Below are 24,240 nucleotides of genomic sequence, written 5' to 3' on the forward strand. Positions count from 1 at the left end.
CCTCTGTTTTTCATGTTGGGTTGCGGTTCAGGCGGCGGATACTAACAAAAAAACCACTGCGGCTAAACCTTGGACAAAAAAAAAGCCATGCACCAGGCATGGCTTGTTTTCAGGGTGCCGGCTTATGGACGAGCCATATCCGCATCGGCACTGTTGGTGACTTTAGCCTTGGCTTCGGCAGGTTCCGACTCGCTCGGCTCGTAGGCACGGCCCTTAGGGGTCTCAACCTGGTCACGGGCATCGACGACCGGCTTGGTGGTGGTCGATGATACCATGGAGCCGAAACGGCTGGTGGCCGGCTTGGCTTTGACTTGAGTCTCAACCACAGGCTTGGGCTCGGCGCTCGCCACGGCTTGCGCAGTCGGCTTGATTGCAGGCTTAGGCATGACAGCAGGTTTGGCCATGGGCGCCGAGGCTTCCGCGGCGACCTTGGCTGCGGTGCTGGTGTGCGCTTCGGTCGTTTGCGATTTTTCGCTCTCGGCTTGAACTTCGGCTTGAGCTTCGACTTTGACCTGTGGCGCGGCGGTTTCACTCGCCTGAGCCTCAACAACCTCAACAACCTCGGCAACTGTGTCGGCAACCAGCGGCTCCTTGGCTGTGACGGCTGGCTCGGCCTTGCTGACTTCAGCTTCTGCCGTCGTTTGAGCTATTTCAGCCGTCTGTTCAGCAGCGGCAGGGGCAACAGCTGCCTCTGGTTTCACTTCCGGCTTAACCTCAGATGCGACTTCCGGCTTAGCCTCAGGTTTAACTTCAGCCTTAACCTCAGATTCGACTTCAGGCTTGGCCTCGGTGTGACTCACGGCGGCGTCAGCCTCTTTGGCTTGGTCGGCAACCAGCGTTTCTGCAACCGATGTTTCTGTAACCGGAGTTTCTGCAGCCACAGCGGCCCGGACCGGCTCGGTAGGATTGAGCTGGACCGGGGCTTCCTCATGGGAAGTGAAGGCCGCTTCGCCGTTTTGTCCCTGTTCATCTTCATCACGACGACGGCGTTGGCCGGCGGCGCGCAGGTGACGTGGGCTGCGACGACTGCGACGTTGACCTTCTCTGGGTTCACGCTTACCGCTGTCATCCATGGCTTCTGGCGTTTCGGCGGCATCGCTTGGCTCGGCTTGCGCCTGGTCGGCGATAACATGGATTTCGCTGTCGGCACTGAGCACCACATCCGGCTGTGACTCAACCACAGTGATGGTCGCGGCCAGCACTTCTTCCACTACGCCGGCGCCTATCTCGCTTGGCGTTTGCGCTTCAGTCTCTTTGCGTGGCTGACGACGTGACTTAGCCGGCTTGCTTTCCTTGGTTTCAACCACAGCTGCGACGCTGGCAACTTGGGCTTCAACCGCGTCCACAGCCAGTTCCGGCTTGGTTTCGGGCGTGTTGTGCTCGTTTTCTATGCGAACCTTACGGCGCATGTTGCGACGCTGACGACGTTCACGGGCGACTTCCTGCTTGGGAGTGTCTTGCTCGACGTTGGCTTCCGGTGCCGCTTGGGGCGTTGAACGCGGCTTGGCATCGGCCTTAGGCTGACGCTTGGCCTGCTCATCTCTGTCACGTACCGGACGTTCCTGAGTGGCATCGACTTTCTTGGCGGTGCGGCTGCGAGGCTCGCGCGGCTCACGTGTTGCGCTGTCCTTGCCTCTGCCTTCCTCGCCGCGTGGGCGACGGCTATCGCTACGGCTATCGCTACGGCGATTGCGTCTGTTGGCATTGGCATTCGCCTGTGGCTTGTCGGCTGCCTTGGCTTCAACTTTCTTGACGGGTGTGCTGCTCTTGCTTTCTTCTGTGCTGAACAGGGCGCCGATGGCAGAGATTAACTTGGCGAAGAGGCCAGGTTGTTGTGGCTGGGCCGCAGGCGTCACCACTTCCGGGGCTGCGACAATTTTCTGTGGCTGAGCGAAACCTTTCAGGGCCGGCTCGGGGGCCGCAGTTCTTTCCAGCTTGCGCGGCTCGTACAGCTTGCTTTCAGGGCGTTCGGTACGCTTATAGCTGGACTCTGTGACTTCATCGTCGCTGCGATGACGCACAACCCGATATTCCGGGGTCATCATGTGTGCGTCTGGGATCACATAGACTTCGACGTCATGACGCTGCTCCGTGATGCGGATGGCTTTACGTTTCTCGTTGAGCAGGAAGGCGGCCACATCGACCGGTACTATGGCCTCGATCTGTGAGGTGTTTTCCTTGATGGCTTCTTCTTCCATCAGACGCAGTATCGACAGGGCCAAAGACTCTGTGCTGCGGATGGTGCCTTGGCCATGACAGCGAGGGCATAAATGTGCTGCCGACTCTTCCAGCGAAGGACGCAGACGCTGACGTGACATTTCCATCAGACCGAAGCGGGAGATGCGTCCCAGCTGCACTCGGGCCCTGTCGTGGTGTACGGCATCGCGCAGACGATTCTCGACTTCACGTTGGTGGCGAACCGGGGTCATGTCGATGAAGTCGATGACCACCAGGCCACCCAAGTCGCGCAGACGCAACTGACGGGCGATCTCATCGGCCGCTTCCAGGTTGGTATTGAGCGCCGTTTCTTCAATGTCGCCGCCCTTGGTGGCACGCGCCGAGTTGATATCGATCGAGGTCAAGGCTTCGGTCGGGTCGATAACGATAGAACCGCCCGAAGGCAGGCGCACTTCACGCTGGAATGCGGATTCGATTTGTGACTCGATCTGGAAGTGGGTGAATAACGGCACTTCGGCTTCGTAGAGTTTGACGCGGTCGACGAAATCGGGTCGCACCAGGGCGATATGTTGCTTGGCGTCTTCGAAGATGCGTGGATGGTCGATGAGGATTTCACCCACATCGCGGCGTAAATAGTCACGTATGGCACGGACTATCACGTTGCTCTCCTGATGGATCAGGAAAGGAGCCCCCTTGGTTTCCGAGGCTTCTTTGATTGCCGTCCAGTGGTGCATCAGCACCTTAAGATCCCACTTGAGTTCGGTCGATTCCTTACCCACACCCGCGGTGCGGACAATCAGGCCCATGCCGGCAGGCACTTCCAGATCGGCCATGGCTTCTTTGAGTTCGGTGCGCTCATCCCCTTCGATGCGACGCGAGATACCGCCGGCGCGCGGGTTATTGGGCATCAAGACCAGGTATGAACCGGCAAGGCTGATGAAAGTGGTCAAGGCTGCGCCCTTATTGCCACGTTCTTCCTTGTCTATCTGTACTATGACTTCCTGGCCTTCGCGCACCACTTCTTTGATGTTGGGGCGACCCTGGAAAGAATAGCCCTTGGGGAAGTATTCTCTGCCGATTTCTTTCAGTGGCAGGAAGCCATGGCGGTCGGCACCATAGTCGACAAAGGCGGCTTCGAGAGAAGGCTCTACGCGGGTGATTTTACCCTTGTAGATGTTGGATTTTTTCTGTTCATGGCCTGGGCTTTCAATATCCAGATCATAAAGTTGTTGCCCATCTACCAGGGCGACGCGCAACTCTTCTGATTGAGTTGCATTGATTAACATACGTTTCATGATGACATTATTCTTCTATAAATGGGTCATCAAACAACACTTCTTCGCTGCATTACGGGCCTAATCCTGATAAACACAGCCTCACGGCTGGGGATAGGCAGAAGATGCGCATTGCTGTCCGACGCAATCGCTGCGTGTCGCATCCTATTTATGGCTTATTTTTTAATGATTACAAAAACAAGGAATTCGTTGTAAAACATCAACCAACCCCATAAATTCTCTAATTACGTTCCGGTAATGCCCAAATCGAATAGGTTTGTCTGACGACAAGTTAAAATTTACTTCGAAATCGGGTAAGTGTTCTGGGTGGAAACCATCTTAATTTAAGGTTGTTAACTAAGTTTAATCGTAAAAATGTGTTTTTCTATAATTAACTCAAGGTACGATTTGCAAATCAATGAGTTGCGACCTAGTTGAACAGGGTTTCTACTGCGTGAACACCGCTTGAAATGGGGCCTTTGTGAACACTTTATTCACCTATTATCCCCACTCGCTGGTGAAATATAGCAATAATCAAAAAATTCGGCAATGGAAAGGCACAATTCTTCTCACTTGTTGTACAATGAGCGCCGTTACTACGAAATGGCGCATCATGAACACAGAATCTACCTCCCCCCAAGTCCAGTTGGTCACCATAGATGAAGACAACGCCGGACAACGCATAGATAATTTTCTGCTGACCAAACTCAAAGGCGTTCCCAAGAGCATGATCTACCGCATCGTGCGTAAGGGTGAGGTCAGGGTCAACAAGAAACGCATCAAGCCGGAATATAAGTTGCAGGACAGGGATATTGTACGTATTCCGCCGGTGCGGGTCGCCGAGCCGGATAACCGTACCGCACCTTCTGCCAATCTGACCAAGGTCTCGCAACTCGAAGACCGTATCTTGCATGAAGATATGCATCTTATCGTGCTCAATAAGCCGGCGGGGATCGCCGTCCATGGTGGCAGCGGGGTGGATTACGGGGTGATAGAAGCGCTGCGGGCGCTCAGACCACAGCAGAAATTCCTCGAGCTGGTGCATAGATTGGACAAAGACACCTCAGGTGTGTTGCTGATTGCCAAGAAACGCAGTGCCCTCAAATATCTGCATGATCAGCTCAGATATAAGAAGATGCAGAAAGATTATCTGGCCCTGGTCAAGGGCGAGTGGTCGGCGCAGGATAAAGTGGTCAAGGTACCCTTGCTCAAGCTGACCCTCAAGTCCGGTGAGCGCATCGTCCGGGTCAATGCCGAAGGCAAGCCGTCCGAGACACGCTACAAGATAATGCAGCGCTACCAGGGCTGCACCTTGGTCCAGGCCAGCCCGGTAACGGGCAGGACCCACCAGATCCGGGTGCATTGTCAGTACACAGGCCATCCCATCGCCTGCGACGATAAGTACAGCGAGCAAGGGTTCGATAACAGCATGCGCAGCCTGGGGCTGAACCGATTATTCCTGCATGCCGCCGAGCTGATGTTTACCCATCCCGACTCGGAAGAGATAATGCGGGTCAAGGCACCGCTGGATGACAATCTCGAAGCCCTGCTGACTAAGCTGACCCGGGTCTGACATGGGTATGGGCATGGGCGAGCGGAGGCAAGGCTACGAGCTGGTGATTTTCGATTGGGATGGCACCCTGATGGATTCCGTCGGCAAGATAGTCGCCTGCATGGCGCGGCTCGCCCTGGAACTCGCCAGGCCGGTGCCGAGTGAGGCCGCCATCCGCGATATCATAGGCTTGTCCATGACCAAGGCGCTGGCGCAGTTGTTCCCGCACGAGACGCCTCAGGTTTATCGGCAGATGCAAGCCTGCTTTCGACAGCACTACCTCGAGTTGGATACCACTCCCAGCCCGCTCTTCGAGGGCAGCAGGGACTTGCTGGTGCAGCTCAAGGCGCGGGGATACCGACTGGCAATCGCCACCGGAAAAGGGCGGCAGGGACTCGAGCGTGTGCTGCAGGAGACGGGCCTGGGCGAGTATTTCGATGCCAGTCGCTGCGCCGATGAAGCCGAGAGCAAGCCCCACCCACAGATGCTGCAGCAGTTGTTGCATCAGCTGCGGCTCGGGCCCGAGCAGGCGATCATGGTCGGGGATTCTGTGCATGACCTCTTCATGGCCAAACATGCCGGCATGGACGCCATCGGGGTCAGCTACGGTGCCCACAGCGCGGCGCAGTTACGTGGCGCCGGCCCCAAAGCCATCATAGACTCGGCCGGGGAGCTGCTTGCACACCTGTAACGTCGCGCCGGTGGTTTCCGTCCTATCTATTCCCTATCTATACCTTTTCTATACCTTCAATATCCTTAATCACATCCGTCCATCGTCCCCGAGCACGTCCAGCCCCTGGCTGAGCAACATCTGCGTCAGTAAAATCAACGGCAAGCCAACCAGGGTATTGGGATCCCGGCCTTCGAGGCGGGAAAACAGGGCTATGCCCAGACCTTCGCTCTTGAAGCTGCCGGCGCAGTAATAGGGCGCTTCCCGGCGAACATAATTTTGGATCTGCGCCTGGGACAGAGTCCTGAAATGAACCGTGAAAGGCTCGACCTCGGCGGTCATGGTGTCTGTGGCCCCGTTGTAGAGTGCCAGTCCGGTATAGAAGGTGATGGCCTTGCCGGATGCCTGGGTGAGCTGGGCGACGGCGGTGGCGAAGTTGAGCGGCTTGCCGGTGATCTTGCCTTCGATAACCGCGACTTGATCCGAGCCTATCACAAGTGCACCCGGGTGCATCCTGTCGCCGGCCCTGGCCTTGGCCTGGGCCAAACGCAGCACCAGGGCCTCGGGGCCTTCGCCCGGCAAAGGGCTCTCGTCGACCTTTGGGCTGCAGCAGCCGAAGGGCAGTTGCAGCTTCTCCAGCAATTGTTTTCGATATTCCGAGGTAGAGGCTAAAATAAGATCTGCTGTCATTGGGTCACCCAAGGGGGAGTAGAATGTGGGCGTATTGTACCTGTGGCGGCTTTTATGTCACCCGGGAATGACCCGGATGCCCCCGGAACGCATTCATTTGCGCGAATGCGGCTATTTTAGCCTGCTAATGCTTGTGGAACCCGGGGCGCTTGGGTAAAATTTCGCTTCCGTCAATTTCAATGTCGGGGTCAGGAAAGGGTCTGTAGTGCAAACTGCAACCCAGGCATCATTTTTTCTTTGACTCTGGCGTTTTCAAACTATAATATGCGCGCCTTATGCAAACAGTAAAGATACCGGTTTCAATTGATCCTTTTCGCACTGCCGCGAGTCGACTCACCTATCAGGGGGTTGTTCCTGGTCAGCAGCTGAAGCGATTAAATGAGTTATGTGCCGGCGACTGTTCCGATGTGACAGTGTCGTTGGAATGTGGCGTAGATTTACAGGGGATAGTCTACCTGAAAGGGAAGGCTGTGACGGAGCTCACTCTGATATGTCAACGTTGCATGACGCTTTATACCACAGAGGTTACGGTCGACTTCTGCTTTAGTCCTTGTCGGACGCCGGCAGAAATCGATGAGCTCCCGGATGCGTATGACCCGATTGAGTGCAATGAAATTGGCGAAATACGTCTGCATCAATTGATCGAAGATGAATTGATAGTCGCCATGCCCATCATCCCTATGCATGAAGGTACTGATTGCAATAAGGGATCGAAGGATGTGGTTGTAGGCGAGATCGAATCCGCTCAAGAGGAGCGTCCAAATCCGTTTGCAGTGTTAGAAAAACTGAAGAGCAAGTAATCTAGGAGACAGGGCCCATGGCTGTACAACAGAATAAAAAATCTCGTTCAAAGCGCGGAATGCGCCGTTCACATGACGCACTGAGCACAGCTCAGTTGTCTGTAGACGCTACCAGCGGTGAATTACATTTGCGTCACAACGTGACTGCCGATGGTTTCTATCGCGGTAAAAAGGTTATCAACAAGTAATTTGTTGGTTTCCTAATGACGAGTCTGACGCTTGCGTTAGATGCGATGGGCGGCGATCATGGCCCCCACGTCACAGTGCCTGCAGCCTTGCGGGCACTAAAATTACATCCTTCTCTCAATATCATTTTGGTCGGTGATAAGGCCCAAATCGATATCCATCTGCAATCTGCAGAAGCCGTTTTACTCTCCCGTTTAGAGATATTGCACACCACAGAAGTGGTGAAAATGTGCGATCGTCCGGTACATGCATTGCGTTCACGCAAGAATAGCTCCATGCGTCTCGCCATAGAGTTGGTAAGGGATGACAAGGCCCAGGCCTGTGTCAGTGCCGGTAATACGGGTGCCTTGATGGCCATGGCGAAAGTGCTGCTGAAAACCTTACCCGGTATCGACAGGCCCGCCCTGGTGACCTGTTTGCCAACAGTGACCCGCAAGCCGGTGTATTTGCTGGATTTGGGGGCCAATATCTCCTGTGACTCAGAAACCTTATTTCAGTTTGCCGTCATGGGATCTGTCCTGTGTGAAGCGGTGGAGAAGACGTCACGCCCCAAGGTGGCGTTACTGAACATAGGTAGAGAGGAGATCAAGGGCAACGATCAGGTGCAACAGGCCGGGCAGTTATTACAACATACGGATAGGCTCAACTACACTGGTTTTATCGAGGGTGATGAAATCTACAGTGGCAATGTCGATGTGATCGTCTGTGATGGCTTCGTCGGCAACATCACGCTCAAGACATCCGAAGGCATAGCCAAGTTACTGGTGGATAGGCTCAAGCAAGGTTTGACCCAAGGTTTTTTTGTACGTTTTCTGGCTAAAATCATCGCCCCGCGCATTCAGGCGGTACTGAGCCAGATGAACCCCGACCACTACAATGGTGCAAGTCTGATAGGATTGCGCGGAATAGTAGTAAAAAGCCATGGAAACGCGGACGCGACTGCCTATTTACAAGCGATTAGTTTGGCAGTGACCGAAGCGCAACGTCGACTCCCTGAAATGATAAAAGATCGTTTGGAGTCGATTCTTTTAGATATCAATAGCTGACTCTTCCTTATGCATACAAAAATTCTCGGAACCGGCAGTTACCTGCCGGTGCAGGTACGTAGCAATCAAGATCTGGAAAAAATGGTGGAAACCACAGATCAGTGGATTGTTGAACGCACCGGGATCTCGGAGCGTCGCATTGCGGCCACTGAAGAGACCGTTTCAACCATGGGTTACAGGGCGGCAGTCAACGCCCTCGAAATGGCCAACATAGAAGCAGCCGACTTAGATATGATCATCTGCGGCACCACCAGTGCCAGCAATGCATTCCCGGCCGCCGCCTGTGAAATTCAAACCTTGCTCGGCATTCATACTATCCCAGCCTTCGATATTGCCGCCGCCTGTTCAGGCTTCGTCTATGCCTTATCTGTTGCCGATCAATTTATCAAAGCCGGTACGGCTAAAAAAATCTTGGTGGTAGGCGCGGACGTATTGTCGCGCCTCTGTGAGCCGGAAGACAGATCGACCATTATCTTGTTTGGTGACGGCGCCGGCGCCGTGGTGGTTGGGGCCAGTGAGACCCCGGGGATCTTATCGACCCATATCTACGCCGATGGTCGCCAGGGAGACCTGCTCAAGTGCGCCTTACCGCCGCGAGGGGAGCAGCCCACAGATATTTCCGGTTATATGACAATGAAAGGCAACGAAGTCTTCAAGGTGGCAGTGACTCAGTTATCCCACGTGGTGACTGAAACCTTAAGGCTCAATAACATAGGTAAGTCAGAGATCGACTGGTTGGTGCCGCATCAGGCGAATTTCCGTATCATCAATGCCACGGCCAAGAAGCTCGACATGAGCCTGGATAAGGTGGTATTGACCCTGGCCAAACACGGCAACACCTCGGCGGCTTCCGTGCCTATCGCCTTGGATGAAGCCGTCAGGGATGGCCGCATTCAGCGGGGGCAATTATTGTTGCTGGAGGCCTTCGGTGCCGGTTTTGCCTGGGGCAGTGCACTGATCCGTTTTTAACCCCGCGGCCCGAGGCTGCCGATCGCCGAGTGTGGTTAACCGGCGGGCATCATCGCCGGCAGCTAACGCTTCGGGCCGCCGTTTGATAGACAAATAAATAGGTATAAATATTATGGAAAATGTTGCTTTCGTGTTCCCTGGCCAAGGCTCTCAGGCCGTCGGCATGCTGGCCGAGTTGGGCGCAACACATGAGGTCGTTACCCAGACATTCGCCGAGGCCAGCGAGGCCCTGGGCTATGATCTATGGGCCCTGGTACAAGATGGTCCGGCGGAAACGCTCAATGAAACCGATAAGACCCAACCGGCATTATTGGCGGCCAGCGTCGCCATCTGGCGGGCTTTCCTTGCCACAGGCAAGGCACTGCCAAACGTCTTGGCGGGTCATAGTCTGGGCGAGTATTCGGCGCTGGTGTGTGCCGGTGTGATAGATTTTAAGGCCGCTATCAAGCTCGTCGAGCTGCGTGGCCAACTGATGCAGCAGGCGGTACCTGCGGGTACGGGTGCCATGTATGCCATCATTGGCCTGGATGATGCGGCCATTGCCGCGGCCTGTGAAGCGGCGTCCGAGGGGGAGGTCGTCAGTCCGGTGAATTTCAACAGCCCAGGGCAGGTCGTTATCGCGGGTCAGAAAGAGGCGGTTGAGCGTGCGGCCGTTGCCTGCAAGGCCGCAGGTGCCAAGATGGCGGTGGCGTTACCCGTCAGCGTGCCATCCCACTGTGCCCTGATGAAGCCGGCGGCAGATAAGTTGGCTCAGGCACTGGAAAGCATCGCATTTTCAAGCCCGAGCATAAGAGTGATCAATAACGTCGATGTGGCTTCGCCCACCTCGGCGGCAGACATTAAAGATGCTTTGGTACGCCAATTGTATTGTCCGGTTCGCTGGAGCGAGACGGTAGAGAAGATGGCGGCAGAAGGCATCAACCAGTTAGTCGAATGTGGTCCAGGCAAGGTATTGACTGGGTTGACCAAGAGAATCAATAAATCTGTGTCAGCGCAAGCAGTGAACGATGCTGCATCTTTCGCCGCGCTGACCGCATAAGGAGTTTGTATGAGTGTTAACCTGAATTTGAACGGTAAAGTGGCCTTGGTCACGGGCGCCAGCCGCGGAATTGGCCGGGCCATCGCCGAGACGTTAGTCCAGGCGGGAGCCCTGGTAATAGGCACTGCGACCAGTGAGCGCGGTGCCGCGGCCATTCAGGACTATCTGGGGGATAAAGGTTTCGGGTTGGTACTTAACGTGACCGACAGTCAGTCGGTGAGCGATTTATTCGCCCAGATCAAAGAAAAAGCCGGGGATGTTGATATTCTGGTCAACAACGCAGGTATTACCCGCGATAATTTGCTGATGCGCATGAAAGATGATGAATGGCAGGATATCATAGACACTAACCTGACATCCTTGTTCCGTCTGTCCAAGCCTGTGATGCGCACCATGATGAAGAAACGCTTCGGTCGTATTATCAATATTGGCTCAGTCGTAGGCACCATGGGCAATGCAGGGCAGGTGAACTACTCTGCGGCCAAGGCCGGCTTGATCGGATTTACAAAATCTCTTGCCAGAGAGGTTGCATCTCGGCAAATTACGGTTAATGCTATTGCTCCTGGATTTATCCAGACAGACATGACGGATGAGCTGACCGAAGAACAGCAACAAGCTATCATGTCTCAAGTTCCGATGGAACGTTTAGGGCAAGCGCAAGAAATTGCTAACGCTGTGCTTTTTTTGGCCTCGGACTCTGCCGCTTACATCACAGGGGAAACCTTGCATGTGAATGGCGGCATGTACATGGTTTAAGGGCGAATGGCAGGGAATCTGTCGCAATTGAGTTGTGATTTTCATTGGGATGCAAGCCAAATTTCGTGGTTAGACCACAAAAACTAAGCTTGCATTGTCAGTAGAATCGAATAAACTACTCGCAATCTTACGCAAGTGCGTAATTTGAATAGGAAAGAAAACTAATGAGCAACATCGAAGAACGTGTAAAGAAAATCATTATTGAGCAACTGGGCGTTAAAGAAGAAGACGTTAAACCAGCGGCCTCTTTTGTTGACGATTTGGGTGCAGATTCTCTGGACACTGTTGAATTGGTTATGGCTCTGGAAGAAGAGTTTGATACCGAGATCCCTGATGAAGAAGCTGAGAAGATCACTACTGTTCAAGCAGCGATCGATTACGTTTCTAAGAATCAGTAATCCAGAATTCTAGAAAACAGGCGGCAATTTATGCCGCCTGTTTTTGTTTTAAGCCCGCCAATTTCTGCAGTTGTTTTCATTCAAAGTGTCTGACATTTTTGAGCCTTTCTCGTTTCAGATGCTCGTCGCGGGTTGGCGGATCATTTGTGATAGACATATCATTAGCTTCTATCATGGTTCACACATTTTTTGCATATTAAGGTGAATAACGTGTCTAAACGTCGTGTAGTCATAACTGGTTTAGGATTGGTCACTCCGGTAGGCAATACCGTGGATGCTTCGTGGAAGGCCTTGCTTGCGGGTAAGAGCGGCATAGCGCCCATCACCAAATTTGATGCCAGTGAATTTTCGACCCGTTTCAGTGGTTCGGTGAAAGACTTCGATGTCGAACAATACCTGACCAGGAAAGATGCCCGCAAGATGGATCTCTTCATCCAGTATGGTATGGCGGCCGGGATCCAGGCTATCCAGGATTCGGGTCTGGACATGAGCAAGGAAGATCCCAGTCGCGTCGGCACCGCCATAGGTGCCGGTATGGGCGGCATGGGCTTGATTGAACAGAATCATAGCGCGCTGCTCAACGGCGGCCCGCGCAAGGTATCCCCCTTTTTCGTTCCCAGCACCATCATCAACATGATCGCCGGTCATCTGTCCATCATGTATGGCATGACAGGGCCTAACTTCGCCGTGACTACCGCCTGTACTACAGGGGTACACAACATAGGCTTCGCGGCCCGCAGCATCGCCTATGGCGACGCCGACGTGATGGTTGCCGGCGGCGCCGAAGATGTCACTACGCCATTGGGGGTTGCAGGTTTCGGCGCCGCCAAGGCGCTGTCGACCCGCAATGAGGATCCTGCGGCCGCCAGTCGTCCCTGGGATAGAGACAGAGATGGCTTTGTCATAGGCGATGGTGCCGGCGTCATGGTGGTGGAAGAGTATGAACATGCCAAGGCCCGCGGCGCCACCATCTATGGCGAGTTGGTCGGTTTCGGCATGAGCGGCGATGCCTTTCATATGACATCGCCACCGAGCGACGGTGCGGGTGCAGCCTCGGCCATGGTCAATGCGATAAAGGATGCGCAATTGGCTCGTGAACAGATTGGCTACATCAATGCGCACGGCACTTCGACCCCGGCCGGTGACAAGGCCGAAGCGGCGGCGGTGAAGTCTGTGTTTGGTGCCCACGCCTATGACGTGCTGGTGAGTTCGACCAAGTCCATGACAGGGCATCTGCTCGGTGCAGCGGGTTCGGTCGAAGCCATCATCACCCTGTTGGCGCTCAGGGATCAGGCAGTGCCGCCGACCATCAACCTGGACAACCCGGATGAAGGCTGTGATCTGGACTTCGTTGCCCACACCGCCAGAGACGTGAAGCTGGAGTATGCCCTGTGTAACTCCTTCGGTTTTGGTGGTACCAACGGCTCGCTGTTATTTAAAAAAATCTGATAGCAGCAACCAAGCCAGGTTTGAACCAACAAAGCGCCATTCGGCGCTTTTTTATTAATCGTCAGCCAAGGTTTAGGCATTGTTCCGCAAATGGCTGCCATAAAAGCCGTGTTTGCCGGGCTTGGGCAATATTCCCTGGGATATTTCTGGCGTACACTGTACCCATATGTAGCAGGTACAACTAGCTGAAGAAAAGAGGTGAGCATGGCGGGTAAAGATAGGCAAATAACCCTGAGATTCCTGGCCGAGCCGGCGGATGTCAATTTCGGCGGTAAGGTACACGGCGGCGCCGTGATGAAATGGATCGATTTGGCGGCTTATGCCTGCGCCGCAGGTTGGAGCGGTAAATACAGCATCACTGTCTATGCCGGCGGGATCCGCTTTGTCGAGCCTATCCATGTCGGTAACCTGGTCGAGGTCGGGGCCAAGGTGATCTACACCGGCAGGACCTCTATGCATATCGGCATAGACGTCAGGGCCGGGGATCCCAAGAACGCCGAGCGCCATCTGACCACACATTGTATCGTCATCATGGTGGCCGTCGATGATGAGGGGCAGCCGACGCAGGTACCCGAGTGGGTTCCTGTCACGGAAGCGGATATAAAACTGCGGGATTCGGCCCTCAGGCTGATGGAGATGCGCAAGAAAATTGGCGCCGAAATGGCGGCCCACGTCACGCCTGGAGGGTAACCCCGGCCGTGGCTTTCACATTTGCTCCCCAAGGGGTAAACTGATACGCGGCTCCCGCGGGACAATAAACATCTGATTTTAACCATCATCATAATAATTCTGTAACCCCTTATATTCACGGTAAGCGAAGGTATTTTCATGGCAAGAGTGGCATTCATAGGTTTAGGCGTCATGGGTTTCCCCATGGCTGGACATCTGGTCGGTAAAGGCCACCAGGTCACTGTGTACAATCGGAGCCAGGAAAAGGCCCTGAAATGGGTCGAAACCCATGGCGGCCGCAGTTGCGCCACCCCAAGAGAAGCCGCCGAGGGCCAGGAGATAGTGATCACTTGTGTCGGCAACGATGATGACCTGCGTCAGGTCGTGCTCGGGGAACAGGGGGCGCTGGCGGGCATGGCACCCGGTGCCGTGCTTATCGATCACACCACGGCCTCGGCCGATGTCGCCAGGGAGCTGGCGGCTCTGCTCGCAGAGCAGGGGATGAGCTTTCTCGATGCCCCCGTTTCGGGTGGCCAGGCGGGAGCCGAGAATGGCGTCTTGACCGTGATGGTCGGTGGTGAGCAAGCCGTGTTCGACAGGGTTAAGCCCGTGATGACGGCTTACGCCCGCTGTGCCGAGCGCCTCGGGGATGTGGGCGCCGGGCAATTGACCAAGATGGTCAATCAGATTTGTATCGCGGGCGTTGTCCAGGGCTTGGCCGAAGCGCTGCATTTCGCCCGCAGCGCCGGACTGGATGGTGAGAAGGTGGTCGAGGTCATAAGCAAAGGCGCGGCCCAGAGCTGGCAGATGGAAAATCGTTATCAGAGCATGTGGCAGGGCAAATATGATTTCGGCTTCGCCATAGACTGGATGCGCAAGGATTTAGCCATCGCCCTCGAAGAGGCGCGCCGCAACGGCTCCCAGTTGCCGATGACGGCGCTGGTTGATCAATTTTATGCCGAGGTGCAGGCCATGGGCGGCAATCGCTGGGATACCTCCAGCCTGTTGGCGCGACTGGAAAAGACGCGCGATTAGTACAGATACCAGCAATAAAAAAGGACTGAAGCTCAGTCCTTTTTTATTGGCTTAGGCCCGTTTAGCTCGGTTCCAGCACCAGATGCTCCAGCTCGATTGCGCTGACGGCCTGAAGTGCATCCAGTGTCGCCCCGACCAGACTGATCTTGCCCTGGGATGACTCTATCAGCAGGGCGCGATTGATGTCGCTAAAGTCCCTGTCATGGCGCAGCAGCGCCGTCAGTGCCATTTGCATGGGCAGCATTGAGGGGTTGAAGGCAGCATTTTCGGCATAGCGGCCACAGAACGTTGCCCCATCATGGGTTTCCAACACCACGGCGGCAAAGCATTTGCTGTAGGGGGCATAGCTGAGGCTGGCATGATCCAGGCCTTCGATGACCATGGGATCCGAGCTCTCGATGGCAAATTCGGTTTGCTGCTTGGATAACAAGGGCATGGTGACATTGAGATCCAGGGGACCGAAGGCATGGGGCAGATAATGGGACAGGGGTTGTACCTGCTGTCTGGGCAAATGTATCTGGATGTTCGCCCCATTGACCAACTCGTTCATAAACTGGCGGCAATGACCGCAAGGACTGGCGTTGACTATGATATCCAGGATCTGGCTCTCGCCGCTCAACCAGGCATGGCTGATGGCGCTCTGCTCCGCATGGACGGAATGAAACAGGGCTTCGCCCGCCAGTTCGAGGTTGGCACCCATGTAGATAGCACCGCTTTTTCCCTTGGCGATGGCACCGACATAGAAGTCGCTGATCGGCGGATTGGCCAGCGCCGCGGCGATCGGCAGCAAGGCCAGCAGGAGCTCGGCTTCACTCAGATTGGCGGCCGTCATCAACTGCGCCAATTGTTGTGCGTCCAGATGGCCGGCAAAGTCATGGCCCAACAGGGGGAGTAGGGCACTGGCTAATTTTGGGGGTAACTGGGTTATGCTGTGAATGAATCTGTCTTGCATTTCCCTCATCCTTAATCGTTAAAGTCGCTAAATGTGATCCAGTCGCAATGAAGGGTATTCAGAGCGAACGCAAATAATGGCACAAGGCGGCCAGGAGCTTTTGTTTCGTTTCATCTTCCGTGTCTTGCAACAAGTTTTCCAGACGCAACAGATAGTCGGGGTCGGCCAACCTTTGCTGACAAAATTCACGCCAGCGCAGGGACTCCTGTTCATCGAGCAGCTCAGGATAGTTGCGTGCCCGGTAACGGAACAACATCTCCTTGACCCTGGGATCGTCGAATTGCAGATCCAGGGCGGCCAGGTTTTGTGGTGTGGTGTGACGTATTATCTTCATCTTGGCCTTATCCGCATGGCTGAAAAAACCACCGCTGTAGAGCATGAGATCGGGATCCTGGTTGTCTGACTCATATTCGGATTGGGATTCGAACAGGGCAGTGAGCTTCTCCCGGATCTCAGGATGATTGCGCAGCCGCTTATATTGCTCGCGGGCAAACGCCTTATCTATCTGCAATCGCGCCGCATTCTCATCTGTGAGCGTCTTGGCGGGTGAGATGAAGGGGCACTTGTTGATATGTATCTGTTTCACCGGAATGGGCAGCTCATCGGCGCCGAGCTCGGCTCTCGGGGTGTACATCCGGGTCTTGATGGCTTCAACGTCCAGCTCGATCAGCGGGCCGATATCCATCGCCATGTTGACACAGATGATGGCATTTTTGTTGACTGGATGATGGGCCACGGGAGCTATGATGGTAGTGCAGCCATGGAGTGCGCTGATTTTGGAGCTGACATGCACCAAGGGTTGCATATTCAGCACATCCAGCTGCTCGCTGACCGCCTGCTTACGCCGCAGACCGAAATAGTATTGGTAGAGTTTGGGCTGTTTCTCTTTGATGAGTTTGGCTATGGCAATGGTCGCATACACGTCGGACAGGGCGTCGTGGGCCTTATCATGGCTCAGGCCGTTGGCCTGGGTGAGCTGTTCGAGTTTGAAGCTGGGGGAACCGTCCTCTTTCTGTGGCCAATTTATGCCTTCAGGCCTGAAGGCATAGCAGGCCCTGACCAGGTCGATAATATCCCAGCGGGAATTGCCTTGCTGCCATTCTCTGGCATAGGGGTCGATGAAGTTGCGATAGAAGCCAAAGCGGGTGACCTCATCGTCGAACCTGAGTGAATTGTAGCCGACGACACAGGTATTGGGCTGGCTGAACAAGGCGTTGATCTGCCCCATGAACTCGGTCTCGACCAGGCCCTTGAGGTTCGCCAGCTGAGGGGTGATCCCTGTGATCAGGATAGCCTCGGGAGAAGGCAGATAATCCGTGGCTTGCTTACAATAGAAACTGACGGGTTCGCCTATGATGTTGAGATCGAGATCGGTTCTGATCCCGGCAAACTGCGCCGGTCTGTCTCTGGCCGGGCTGACACCGAAGGTTTCATAATCGTGCCAAAACAAGGTTGGCTGAACGGGTGAGGACATAAGTATGAATAAAAAGGCAGACGTGAGAATGGAATTATCTTACCACCTAATGGGCTGACAGGGGCAGCAATCACTGTCTATCGGCATCATTATCTTGATTAAATACCTTGTTAACTCGTGACCCCTATCGGCTTCAAAGGTACAATCGTGCGCTAATTAAGGGACTGTGAGCCGTATGTATAACCCATTTTTCAGTCAGCCCGTCATTGTCGATGTGCAGCAAGAACGCCATTTAAGACTTAGATTACCCGAAGACGTCAGCGATTTTATCGTCTTGCAGATGCTCAATGCCCCCCTGGTTGAAATGATCGTTATCGACAGCAGTGTCGGCAAGAGTCGTTTGACCATTAAAAGCCAAGCCTTCTTGCGCTTGGAATTCGAGCCAGAGACTGAGATGGAGGCAGAGTCTGCGACAGGAACAGAGGCAGGCTCCAGAGAGCTGCCATCGGATCATAGCGTGGTCCGGGGTATGGGGCAGGGCCTGAGACTCTATCCCCGGCTGGGGACGGCCCCCGGGATCTGTGCCGCTCAGTTGCGGACCGGGATCCGTCTGACATTGACGCCCGGAGCGACAAGCTTGAGCTTCAGTCAGGCAGGGGACAGCTTGTTCGAATCTGTGCCGCTGGAGCATGATCTGCGCCTGTTTCAAGAGCCCAAGGACATAATGCTGGCCAAGGCCCTGTTGGCCAGAAGCTATGATTACAGTGAGTCTTCACAGATGCTGGCGGTGCATATTGCCGAACTCGAGCAGGTCAGAAGCGATCTGCAGGCGTTTCTCAGGGGAGAGCTGGGTAAGTTGCATCCCGGCTTGTCGGCCGAAGCAATGCAATTGGATAGCCAGTTATTGAAAAAAAGACAATGGTTATTCCGGACTTACAGCCAACAACTTGAGCGCCAAAGCTACGGCCAGGCAGCAAATGAGAGCCTGAGCCAGGAAAAGCTGCAGCGCAAGCTTGACTGCTACGAACTGTTGGCGCCGCCGGGCGTGACAGAGATGGTCAGGCGACTCACAGATGATGAACATGACATCGTCTTGTAATTTCTGACATTAAAGGAAGCCGGGTATCACTATGCATTATATTTGTCCCCTCTGCGCCGCGCCCTTGGTTTTACAGGGCAACAGCTGGGGGTGTTTGGCCTCACATAGCTTCGATTGCGCCAAAGAAGGCTATGTGAATTTATTGCCTGTACAGAAGAAAAACTCCAAAGATCCGGGGGATAACCGGCAGATGATGTTCGCCAGGCGCGAGTTTCTCAATGCCGGTCATTACCAGGCGTTGAGCGACAGGGTCAACGAGCTGGCGTTGACCCATGCCCCCGAAGCCGGGAGCCTGCTGGATATAGGTTGCGGTGAGGGCTATTACAGTCAGAGGCTGTTTGACAGCATCAAGCGGCATCATGCCTGCAACTTGCAGGGGCTGGATATTTCCAAATCCGCGATAAAATATGCCGCCAAACGCTACCCCGAGTCATCCTTCTGCGTCGCGAGTGCCTACGATATGCCGTTTGCGGCCCAGAGTTTCGACTTGGCCATCAGGATCTACGCGCCATCCAAGCTGGAGGAGGTGTGTAGGGTATTGGCCAAGGAAGGCATATTGATCACTGTATCGCCCGGGCCCTGGCACCATTTTGCCCTGAAACAACTGATTTACCCTGAACCCAGATTGCATCCGGAAACGACGGCCGAGCTGGCAGGTTTCGATTGCCTGCATCAGGAGCGTCTGAGGTGGCAGCTGACATTGACTGAGCCACAAGACATAGCCCATTTCCTCGAGATGACGCCTTATGCGTGGAAACTGACCGCCGACCAAAAAATTAATTTGACCCAGCAGGGCCTGAGCTGCGAACTGGATTTCCAGATTGAAGTGCATAGAGTGAAATGCGCCTGAATGTTATTTCTCAAACAATTGAAATTAAAATGTTTTAATTTGTTTTTTTTACGGACTTCTAAAACCGCAAGCGTCATGGTCAATGAGCCGGCACAGAGTATGGACAATGTCATGCAGAAACTAAAGTTGGCGTCGATATAGTTTGTTGACATATTCCGAAAATGGGTTATAGTCATACCAGCTTGAAGGTTGGGCTTATATTTATGTGTTCAATACGACCCAGTTCGTCCTGTAAACATAAGTAATACCGGCATTTTCCAGCTCCACCGCCGTTAAGGCTTTAATATTTTTATTTACAGGATTTATATCATGTCTCAAGTAACTGGTGTAGTTAAGTGGTTCAACTCTGACAAAGGTTTCGGATTCATCGAGCAAGAGTCTGGTCCAGACGTATTCGTTCACTTCCGTGCAATCAACTCTGACGGTTTCAAAACTCTTGACGAAGGTCAGAAAGTATCTTTCACTGTGACTCAAGGTCAGAAAGGTCCTCAAGCTGAAAACGTAACAATTATCGGCTAATCATTACTCGTCGGCCCAGGCTGACAGTAAGGACTCTAAAGGGCTATGGTGCAAACCATGGCTCTTTTTGTATCTGTATTTTTCGAGCCGTTGTTACCCTCCCGAGTCTCGATTGCAGCCGTTGTGTCCTCAAACCCATCATTCAGTATGCTTAGCTACTCCTTAGTTCTCCTTAACGAATAGACAGCTGTACAACCCGGGGTTGGGCTGGCTCACCGCCGGCTATGGCGCTTTTCAGCATCCCTTTCGTCTCTCAGCCTGTCTGCCTTTCCGGATTCTTTGCGCTTATTTTCAGCCCCATGGGTTAAGCCCCTGCCGACAAATTTTGTTTTCACTGGCATAAAGTCATTGCTTTTATTCGATTTTAAACATGCATTAGCAATACCTTTAATGATTCCTTCATGATGAATCTCTAAGGTAAGCGTCAAGCCCCCACAGACACTGGACACCGGACACCGGGCACAGATAGTGGCGCAGGGGCTGAGTGTTAAACTATGACTCACCAGGATTGATGAGTCAGCGCCAATCAAAGGGAGAGGGTATTTTTCGCAAAAGTGTATTCTTTGGGGGCGGGGCCACTTTGGCTGCATTAACTTTGGCTGCATTAACTTTAGCTGCATTAGTAGCGGCGGGGTTCATCCTGCTTCGTCTCTGGTTTTCCCTTTGTGCCCATAGATGAAACCCGCTATCTGATCTGCACCTTGAGGGGGAGCTTGTCCTGGAGTATAAAGCCCTTGGCGGCGATCTGACGCGATATGCACGGCTCGTCATGTCCTATCACAAGGGCGAATATCTGCTTATCGGCAATACACGTTGGCAATAACTGGAAGTGTAAACCGCTTTGTTCTGATGAGTCTTCAGCGTGTCCGGGCGAAGCGCTGCGATGGCGCTCGCTATAGTGGCGCTATAGTGGCGCTGCGCCCGGGACTGTTATTGTGGGCTTGGGGCCGGTGTTTTGCGACCATCGCCTTTGCAGGCAAAGCCCTTAAGAGAAGAGGGTGTCCTCCAGGGTACGGCCTTTCAACAGCATCTTATACTGCCAGCCCTGTTGCTCAAACAGGCTGAAGAGTGTCGGCTCCAGAGCGGATGTGAGGGCTGGATCGTATTGGATCACGAACTCATTACTGCTCTTGGAGGTGACCGCTATGACTCCGGTACGGGCACTGAGCTCCTTGGTGAGGCTGTCGGCATCACAGGACTGCATGGTCAGGGTGAGGTAATCGAACTGCGCCTGGTTGCGGGATTGTAAGGATACGGATTGGGTTAGCCGGCCTTGGTCCAAATACAATACCTGATCGCATAGCTTTTCCAATTCATCCAGATTGTGCGAACTGATGATGAAAGTGATCTCGCCGGACAGGCTTAGCACCAGCTCCCTGACTTTTTTGGCATTGGCCGGATCCAGGCCCGAGGTGGGTTCATCGAGCAGTACCAACTCTGGGCTGCCCATCAGCGCCTGGGCGATGGAGACCCTCTTGCTCATGCCGTGGCTCAGGCTGGGGGGCTTCTGTCCGGCGACCTCGGTCAGATCCACCAGGGTCAGCACCCTCAGGGCCTCCTGTCTGGCCGCATTGGGTTTCATGCCCTGCAACTGAGCCAGCAGGGTTAGCTGTGACAAAATCGAGAGGTTGGGATCCAACTTGGCATCCTGCGGCAGGGCCGACACCCGTCCCAGGAGTTGAGCACTGCCGGGTTTCTCACCCAAGATCAATATCTCTCCCTTGCTGGGGGTCAAATAGCCACACATGAGGCTGAAGAGCGTGGTCTTCCCGGCACCGTTGGGGCCCACCAGGGCTATGGGGGCGCCGGCACCCAGGTTGAAATCGACGTTATCGAGTGCCAGTTTGTTGCCATAGAATTGGCTGAGGCCGGTGCAATTAACCAACATCATAATGCGCTCCTTTGCAGGTAGACTCGGCCCAGCAGCAGAATGACTGCGGTCTGGAGCAGCGGAATGGGGGCGTAGCTGAAGCTGGCCAGCCCTTGGGTGTTGATCATGGCGTCCAGTTGTGAGCCAGGCAATACCCAGCGCAGCGCACCAACATAAGGCAATTGACTGTCCAGCAACATGATGCCGATAGAGACCAGGGTCCATAATATGGTGGCGTAGATGGTCGCCTGACGGGCCGTCGAGGCATAGAGTGACAGTATGGCCATCCCGGCCGTGTAGGGCATTATCACTATGATGAGGTTAATCGCGACCCCCAGGCCGGTATTGCCGGCGGTCAGCAGGAGGTTGGGATCCCGGGAGGCGGCCAATATTATGGTCGCCAGCACAGTGAGCAAGATCAGCAGGGACTGAATGAGCATCTGTCCCAGGAAGCGACCGAAAAACAAACTGTCGCGACTGGCCCTGAGACAAATGAAGCGGAAGGTCCCCCGGCTCTTATCCGAGGCGAACTGATCGGCGGCAATGAAAATACTGAAAATCGGAAACAGGTATAGGGCGACGCACCAGAATACCGCCAATTCGGCGACCGGCCAGTCAAACAACTCGTTGAGTGTGTTGGGGCCAAAGAGGCGATCTATCATCTCTTTAAACTGAGGTTGGAGTAATATCCCCGAGGCGCTTTGCACCGGATAGAGGAGAATGAGCCCCCATACCAGGCCGAAAGCGATTAAGGCGACAATTCCCCGGGTTTGTAAGAAGAGTTTATGCAATTCGAACTTGGCAATGATGAGACTGTTGCGCAAGCCCGTGGGAGGAGTGTGATTGACCATGGAGTGCAGATCCTTTAACGCATGTTGCCGACCATCTTGGACGGTCTGGATTATTTGGCGGCGGCCAGCAATAGCGCCACTTGCTCGGTTAATTGGGCGAGCTGCTGCTCGAGCCGAGCGACTCGCTCGACCAGTTCGGCTTCGCCTGTGTCGGCGGCTGTGTCACTGGCAGCAAGTTTATCGACTGGAGCCACTTGGGCCTTTGGCGAGCCCGCCGGGCTGACAGAGCCACTGAACAGCTGCTCGAAGCGGCATTCACGCTTGCCCGGCTCCCGGGGGAGTTGTCCCAGCATGGGGGGCTCGGCTCGCATCAGCTCAGAGAGTGTCTGCTCGACCTCGGCAATATCCTTGAAGTTATACAGCCTGTTGCTGCGGGTGCGCAACTCGCCGGCCGTCTGTGGGCCGCGCAGCAGTAATAGGCAAACTATGGCCAGCTGCGCCGCCGTCAGCTGCAACTCACCAAACTCTGTGTTACAGAATCTGTGTTGATACTTGATGACCCTGCTGCCGAAGCCGGACTGCTCGCTGATGAGCCTGCGTTTCGCCAATGAATCCAGACTCGCCTGCACCTGAGTTTCGCTCAGTTCCAGCACAGGATCGCGACTGGACTTCTGATTACAGGCCAAGGTCAGGGCGTTGAGTGACAATGGGTATTGTTCCGGGGTGGTGACTTCTTTTTCCAGAAGGCAACCTATGACTCTGGCTTCGTGTGACGTGAGTTGCATATGGACTCCCATAAAAAAGCATGGCTTTGTTATAACAGAGCCATGCCGATTATCCTAGGAGTTGTCCCAGCGAGCGGAGATATTGCTGCTAAATCAGTCGATCAGGCATCTTCTGTGAGCCTTAAACCGTCGCTGTCAATGCTGAGTTGGCCGGCCTTGAATAGCCCGCCTATGGATTTCTTGAAGGCTTTCTTGCTCATGCCAAGCTGCTCGTAAATGATGCCGGCATCGGTCTTGTCGGTTAACGGCAGGAAACCGCCGGCCTGCTTTAATTTGGACAAGATACGTCTGGCGTGTTGATCCAGCTCCTCTTTACCGCCTTGTTGCAGTGTTAAGTCTATCTTGCCGTCGGCGCGCACCTGTTTGATGAACCCCTTCAGTTTCTGGCCAAACCTCAGCTTCTGGAATACCTGGTTCTGGTAGATGACGCCCCAGTGTTGTTGGTTGACTATGGCCTTGTAGCCCAAGTCTGTGGTGCCGCCTATGATGAGCTCCACCTGCTGGCCAACGTCATAATCCGGGGCCGTCTTATCGAGGAACTTGTCGAGCTTGGCCGAGGCGACGATACGTTCATCGGCTCGGTTGGCATGGACATAGACGAGGTAGGAGCGGCCTTCTTCTATGGTCTTATGCTGTTCGCCGAAGGGCAGCAGCAAGTCTTTATCCAGCCCCCAGTCGAGAAAAGCACCATAGGGGCCGGTGGCAACGGCTTTCAAATAGGCAAATTCACCCACTTGCGCCAGTGGGCGACGGGTGGTGGCGATGACCATATCTTCCGAGTCCAGGTAGAGGAAGACCTCGAGCCAATCGCCGACTTGGCAGTCCTTTGGCGTGACCTTGTTGGGTAACAGGACTTGCCCCAGCTCCTGGGCGTTGAGGTACACCCCAAAACTGACCTGTTTAACGACTTCAAGCTTGCAGATTCTGCCTATCTGTATCATGTAATTCTCTGTGTGCACTATCGATTGTAACTGGGGAGAATTATAGAGGAATTCCCCTTGGGATGCTCGACAAGTTTTCCCATGCCCAAATGCGCGAATGAGCCCGGAATATTAAAAAATATTGAACAGTATTGCTGAAGGGAGGTTGAGTTATCATTCTGATTGTTATGGTAAATTTTGTTATTTAGTGCCAATGCTGTCTCTATGTTGTGTGGATTATTTTTTAACGGTTAATTTAAAGTGATATTCGTGCTTGCATTATGGCGCCCAGCAAGGTTTAATTGCGCCGTTTTACGAGTTAGCGGCTT

Annotated in this window: 23 protein-coding genes; 15 read left to right on the top strand and 8 right to left on the bottom strand. The window is 54.1% G+C overall.

Annotation, left to right across the window (positions count from 1 at the left end; genetic code table 11):
• Positions 1-122: 122 nt before the first annotated feature.
• Complete coding sequence (gene rne, locus HC757_RS00755; protein ID WP_169562350.1) at positions 123-3,473, bottom strand: ribonuclease E; 3,351 nt, start codon at positions 3,471-3,473, stop codon at positions 123-125.
• Positions 3,474-4,065: 592 nt separating this feature from the next.
• Here rne and rluC point away from each other — a divergent pair.
• Together rluC and HC757_RS00765 are read left to right on the top strand one after the other, a co-directional pair.
• Positions 4,066-5,025 carry a 23S rRNA pseudouridine(955/2504/2580) synthase RluC gene (gene rluC, locus HC757_RS00760; protein ID WP_169562351.1) on the top strand — a complete coding sequence of 320 codons (960 nt, stop codon included), beginning with the start codon at positions 4,066-4,068 and terminating at the stop codon, positions 5,023-5,025.
• 1 nt (position 5,026) lies between these two features.
• A complete protein-coding gene (locus tag HC757_RS00765) occupies positions 5,027-5,695 on the top strand; it encodes an HAD family hydrolase (protein WP_244622991.1) in 669 nt (222 codons plus the stop codon).
• 69 nt (positions 5,696-5,764) lie between these two features.
• Here HC757_RS00765 and HC757_RS00770 read toward each other — a convergent pair whose 3' ends face one another.
• On the bottom strand, positions 5,765-6,364 hold the full coding sequence (locus tag HC757_RS00770; protein ID WP_169562352.1) for a Maf family protein: 600 nt from the start codon (positions 6,362-6,364) through the stop codon (positions 5,765-5,767).
• A gap of 275 nt (positions 6,365-6,639) precedes the next feature.
• Here HC757_RS00770 and yceD point away from each other — a divergent pair, with 275 nt between their 5' ends.
• The 10 genes from yceD (at position 6,640) to HC757_RS00820 (ending at position 14,711) form a co-directional block, all read left to right on the top strand.
• Positions 6,640-7,164 (top strand): 23S rRNA accumulation protein YceD, encoded by a 525-nt coding sequence (gene yceD, locus HC757_RS00775; RefSeq protein WP_169562353.1) that lies wholly within the window; start codon positions 6,640-6,642, stop codon positions 7,162-7,164.
• A 17-nt stretch (positions 7,165-7,181) separates the two neighbouring features.
• Entirely contained in the window at positions 7,182-7,352 is a 171-nt protein-coding gene (rpmF, locus tag HC757_RS00780; protein WP_011496728.1) for a 50S ribosomal protein L32, read from the top strand.
• 15 nt (positions 7,353-7,367) lie between these two features.
• A complete protein-coding gene (plsX, locus tag HC757_RS00785; protein ID WP_169562354.1) occupies positions 7,368-8,396 on the top strand; it encodes a phosphate acyltransferase PlsX in 1,029 nt (342 codons plus the stop codon).
• Between the two features lie 9 nt (positions 8,397-8,405).
• Entirely contained in the window at positions 8,406-9,365 is a 960-nt protein-coding gene (locus tag HC757_RS00790; RefSeq protein ID WP_169562355.1) for a beta-ketoacyl-ACP synthase III, read from the top strand.
• 112 nt (positions 9,366-9,477) lie between these two features.
• Positions 9,478-10,404, top strand: coding sequence for an ACP S-malonyltransferase (gene fabD / locus HC757_RS00795; RefSeq protein WP_169562356.1), 927 nt, complete (start codon positions 9,478-9,480; stop codon positions 10,402-10,404).
• Between the two features lie 9 nt (positions 10,405-10,413).
• Positions 10,414-11,160 carry a 3-oxoacyl-ACP reductase FabG gene (gene fabG / locus HC757_RS00800; protein ID WP_169562357.1) on the top strand — a complete coding sequence of 249 codons (747 nt, stop codon included), beginning with the start codon at positions 10,414-10,416 and terminating at the stop codon, positions 11,158-11,160.
• A gap of 164 nt (positions 11,161-11,324) precedes the next feature.
• A complete protein-coding gene (gene acpP, locus HC757_RS00805) occupies positions 11,325-11,558 on the top strand; it encodes an acyl carrier protein (RefSeq protein WP_011865403.1) in 234 nt (77 codons plus the stop codon).
• A 210-nt stretch (positions 11,559-11,768) separates the two neighbouring features.
• Positions 11,769-13,007 carry a beta-ketoacyl-ACP synthase II gene (gene fabF / locus HC757_RS00810; RefSeq protein WP_169562358.1) on the top strand — a complete coding sequence of 413 codons (1,239 nt, stop codon included), beginning with the start codon at positions 11,769-11,771 and terminating at the stop codon, positions 13,005-13,007.
• 204 nt (positions 13,008-13,211) lie between these two features.
• Positions 13,212-13,697, top strand: a complete 486-nt coding sequence (locus HC757_RS00815) for an acyl-CoA thioesterase (RefSeq protein ID WP_169562359.1) — start codon at positions 13,212-13,214, stop codon at positions 13,695-13,697.
• Positions 13,698-13,835: 138 nt separating this feature from the next.
• On the top strand, positions 13,836-14,711 hold the full coding sequence (locus tag HC757_RS00820; protein WP_169562360.1) for an NAD(P)-dependent oxidoreductase: 876 nt from the start codon (positions 13,836-13,838) through the stop codon (positions 14,709-14,711).
• Positions 14,712-14,772: 61 nt separating this feature from the next.
• Here HC757_RS00820 and cdd read toward each other — a convergent pair whose 3' ends face one another.
• Positions 14,773-15,663: a cytidine deaminase gene (cdd, locus tag HC757_RS00825; protein WP_169562361.1), complete on the bottom strand. Its 891-nt coding sequence runs from the start codon at positions 15,661-15,663 to the stop codon at positions 14,773-14,775.
• 58 nt (positions 15,664-15,721) lie between these two features.
• Positions 15,722-17,137, bottom strand: coding sequence for an exodeoxyribonuclease I (gene sbcB, locus HC757_RS00830; RefSeq protein ID WP_169562362.1), 1,416 nt, complete (start codon positions 17,135-17,137; stop codon positions 15,722-15,724).
• A 175-nt stretch (positions 17,138-17,312) separates the two neighbouring features.
• Here sbcB and HC757_RS00835 point away from each other — a divergent pair, with 175 nt between their 5' ends.
• From HC757_RS00835 to HC757_RS00845, 3 genes are all read left to right on the top strand, one after another.
• On the top strand, positions 17,313-18,176 hold the full coding sequence (locus tag HC757_RS00835) for a hypothetical protein (RefSeq protein ID WP_169562363.1): 864 nt from the start codon (positions 17,313-17,315) through the stop codon (positions 18,174-18,176).
• 31 nt (positions 18,177-18,207) lie between these two features.
• Complete coding sequence (gene rlmA / locus HC757_RS00840; RefSeq protein WP_169562364.1) at positions 18,208-19,026, top strand: 23S rRNA (guanine(745)-N(1))-methyltransferase; 819 nt, start codon at positions 18,208-18,210, stop codon at positions 19,024-19,026.
• Positions 19,027-19,335: 309 nt separating this feature from the next.
• A complete protein-coding gene (locus HC757_RS00845) occupies positions 19,336-19,545 on the top strand; it encodes a cold-shock protein (RefSeq protein ID WP_011789734.1) in 210 nt (69 codons plus the stop codon).
• Positions 19,546-20,530: 985 nt separating this feature from the next.
• On the opposite strand, the gene HC757_RS00850 is transcribed toward HC757_RS00845, so the two are convergent.
• From HC757_RS00850 to HC757_RS00865, 4 genes are all read right to left on the bottom strand, one after another.
• Positions 20,531-21,436, bottom strand: a complete 906-nt coding sequence (locus tag HC757_RS00850; protein WP_169562365.1) for an ABC transporter ATP-binding protein — start codon at positions 21,434-21,436, stop codon at positions 20,531-20,533.
• Positions 21,433-22,266 carry an ABC transporter permease subunit gene (locus HC757_RS00855; protein WP_169562366.1) on the bottom strand — a complete coding sequence of 278 codons (834 nt, stop codon included), beginning with the start codon at positions 22,264-22,266 and terminating at the stop codon, positions 21,433-21,435. The genes HC757_RS00850 and HC757_RS00855 overlap by 4 nt, the downstream gene beginning before the upstream one ends.
• Before the next feature lie 50 nt (positions 22,267-22,316).
• Complete coding sequence (locus HC757_RS00860) at positions 22,317-22,991, bottom strand: YceH family protein (protein WP_169562367.1); 675 nt, start codon at positions 22,989-22,991, stop codon at positions 22,317-22,319.
• Between the two features lie 101 nt (positions 22,992-23,092).
• The gene (locus tag HC757_RS00865; RefSeq protein WP_169562368.1) at positions 23,093-23,932 is read right to left on the bottom strand and encodes a CvfB family protein; all 840 of its coding nucleotides are present in this window, start codon (positions 23,930-23,932) and stop codon (positions 23,093-23,095) included.
• Between the last annotated feature and the right edge of the window lie 308 nt (positions 23,933-24,240).

Origin of the sequence: Shewanella salipaludis, assembly GCF_012911865.1 — a bacterium.
Lineage (GTDB): Bacteria > Pseudomonadota > Gammaproteobacteria > Enterobacterales > Shewanellaceae > Shewanella > Shewanella salipaludis.